The sequence below is a fragment of the Microvirga vignae genome (genome assembly GCF_001017175.1).
In the GTDB taxonomy this organism is placed as follows: Bacteria; Pseudomonadota; Alphaproteobacteria; order Rhizobiales; family Beijerinckiaceae; genus Microvirga; species Microvirga vignae.
In genome coordinates this window covers 1-2579 of the sequence record NZ_LCYG01000156.1, presented here as the reverse complement: position 1 = coordinate 2579, position 2579 = coordinate 1, and the positions used below count along the sequence as shown (strand labels likewise).

4 protein-coding genes are annotated in these 2579 nt (G+C 63.1%); all 4 read left to right on the top strand.

Annotated elements, in window-relative coordinates:
- The first annotated feature begins 327 nt into the window (after window positions 1-327).
- The 4 genes from AA309_RS31410 (at window position 328) to AA309_RS31395 (ending at window position 2541) form a co-directional block, all read left to right on the top strand.
- Entirely contained in the window at window positions 328-846 is a 519-nt protein-coding gene (locus AA309_RS31410; protein WP_047192953.1) for a DedA family protein, read from the top strand.
- 176 nt (window positions 847-1022) lie between these two features.
- On the top strand, window positions 1023-1211 hold the full coding sequence (locus AA309_RS31405; RefSeq protein WP_047192952.1) for a hypothetical protein: 189 nt from the start codon (window positions 1023-1025) through the stop codon (window positions 1209-1211).
- Between the two features lie 27 nt (window positions 1212-1238).
- Complete coding sequence (locus AA309_RS31400) at window positions 1239-1787, top strand: sigma-70 family RNA polymerase sigma factor (RefSeq protein ID WP_047192951.1); 549 nt, start codon at window positions 1239-1241, stop codon at window positions 1785-1787.
- The gene (locus tag AA309_RS31395) at window positions 1780-2541 is read left to right on the top strand and encodes an anti-sigma factor family protein (protein WP_047192950.1); all 762 of its coding nucleotides are present in this window, start codon (window positions 1780-1782) and stop codon (window positions 2539-2541) included. The genes AA309_RS31400 and AA309_RS31395 overlap by 8 nt, the downstream gene beginning before the upstream one ends.
- Window positions 2542-2579: the final 38 nt, after the last annotated feature.

Below are 2579 nucleotides of genomic sequence, written 5' to 3'. Positions count from 1 at the left end.
CCGACCACCCGTCCTGGCCGCCCGCGCGAGAACGACGGGGGCATGGAGCCCCAGCCGCAGAACTGAGGGATCACCTCACCAAGGCGCGTGTGTCCGGGACACACGCGCCTTCACCTTATCTTACTGAACATTCCACCGCTTTCGACAATATGCCAAACGTACATGGATTAAGGGGCCGACGTGTCTCGTATCCTCTGACGGGTTCACAAAACCTGTGGTCGCTTCGACCATGAAGTGGGGCGTCCGTAGCGATGACTGTCTCTGCTGCGCCCGTGAAGGGCTCGAGGATTCTCAGGTGGATTACTCTTTGCATGGCTGGAGACCATGATGGATCTCAATGCTTTTACGGCCATTCTGCTCAACTTCATCCAAGCGCACCTAGCCTGGGCTCCCTTCGTTGTCGGCGCACTCGCCTTCGCCGAGTCCCTTGCCTTTCTTTCGTTTCTCGTTCCCTCAACCATTCTGCTTTTGGGTATCGGCGCTCTGGTCGGCGCGAGCGGATTGGAATTCTGGCCCATCTGGCTGGGAGCGGCCGTCGGTGCGATCCTTGGAGATTGGGTCTCCTATGCCATTGGATCCAGGTTCAAGCACGCTGCACTTCGGGTTTGGCCGCTCTCACGTCACCCAAGCCTGGCCGTTCGAGGTGAACGGTTCTTTTCCCGATGGGGTGCGTGGGGCGTCTTCCTGGGCCGCTTCATCGGCCCGATGCGGGCCGTGGTGCCGCTGACGGCGGGTATCTTCGCCATGCCCCTGCTGCTGTTCCAGATGGCGAATATCGCCTCTGCGCTCGTATGGGCTTTCGTGGTGCTCGCTCCGGGAACGGGCCTGACTGCATTGGCCAAGTAACCAGCCAGACGAAAGCAGCCTGTTGGGGAGCCGCAATCCTCTTGCGTACCGCATCCCGGTGCATAACTCATGATCGCCTTGGGTCCAGGCCCCTCTGGCGGGCCGCCGCCTGCGATGTCGGATACCTTCTCTTGCCATTGCGCCTGCGAGCGCGACCGCAACTGGAGGATCCGACGATGGATTCCACTGCTCTTCCCACCCCGATCCCGTTCGTCCCCATCGTGGAGGACGATGCGGAACGGCGCGAGGCCTTTGCTGTGGAGCGACTGGTCAGGCTCGTCGAGGCGGCCGCAGCAGCTGCGCGAGAGGGCGGGAGCTGGCATGACCGTGGCGGCAACAAAAATTCTGACGTTCGTCCGGATTAAGCCCTTTCCCAGCTCCGTATACCTCACATGAACGATACCAAGCGCACGGATGTCATCGGACTGCTCGGGCCGCTGCGGCGCTACGCGAGATCGCTGATGCGCGACGAGTCCCAGGCCGAGGATCTGGTGCAGGAAACGCTTGTCCGCGCCTATGAGCGGCGAAGCTCGTTCCGCCCCGGCGGCAACCTGCGCGGCTGGCTGCTGTCGATCCTGCACAACACCTTCATCGATGGCCGACGCCGTTACATGGCGGAGCTTCGCCGCCTGGAGCATGCCGCCGCTCTCGCCGACACCGCAGCTCCACCGGAGCAGGAAAGCAGGGTCAGGCTTCAGCAGGTCCAAGCCGCTTTCATGAGCCTGCCGGATGAGCAACGGGCCGCTCTGCACCTAGTGGCCATTGAGGGCCTGTCCTACCAGGAAGCAGCCGATGCCCTGAGGATCCCGGTCGGCACGCTCATGTCCCGTATCGGACGCGCCCGCGCCACGCTGCGGGGTTTCGAGGCGGGAGTGGATCTTTCACGGCCGTCCGAAGCCAAGCGTCCAAGCCTGCGCATCGTAGGAGGATCCGATGTCTGACCCCATCACCGAAACGGACCTTCTGGCCTATGTCGATGACCAGCTCACCCCGGCCCGGAGGATTGAGGTCGAGGAGTATCTCGCGCGCGCTCCGGAAGCGGCGGCACGCATTATGGCCGACCTGAAGGACCGGGACGCTCTTCGACTAGTTCATGCTGCGCCGTTGGCTCGTCCCTCGGAAACCATGCTCCAATCGGCCGCCCGGCTCGAGCGTGCTCTTGCCTGGCAGGAGCTCGGGCTGAAGCTCCGCCGGATTGCCGCCGTGGTGACGCTGATCGGGTTCGGCTGGTTTGCTCACGGGCAGGTTGGCCTCGGCATCAACGACAGTGAAGCCTCGCCCAAGCCACCTGCCTTTGTCGAGGATGCTCTGCACTCGCACGAGACAGGCCTTCTGCGGGCCCGCATGATCTCGCAGCCCGAAGTCGCAGCCTTCGATCCCGCCGAGATCCTCGCCGAGACCGGGATCCGGCTCCCTGTTCTGCCGGACAACTGGCAGGTCCGGGATGCACAGATCTTTCCGTCAAGGTACGGCCACAGCATCGAGATCGCCATCGATGCCGAAGACCTTGGCCGGGTGTCGCTGTTCGCGGCCCATGTGCCGGTCTTCGACGTCATCGACCCGACCATTGCCCGCTTTGACGGAGCGAAGACGGTCTATTGGCAGATCAGCCAACTCGCCTACGCGCTGACCGGCAACGGCAGCGACAAAGCCCTTGAGCGGGCAGCCCTCCGGCTGTCCCGCAAGCTTCAGTAAACCTCGGAGACACCATCGATGAACACGCCCCATACCTG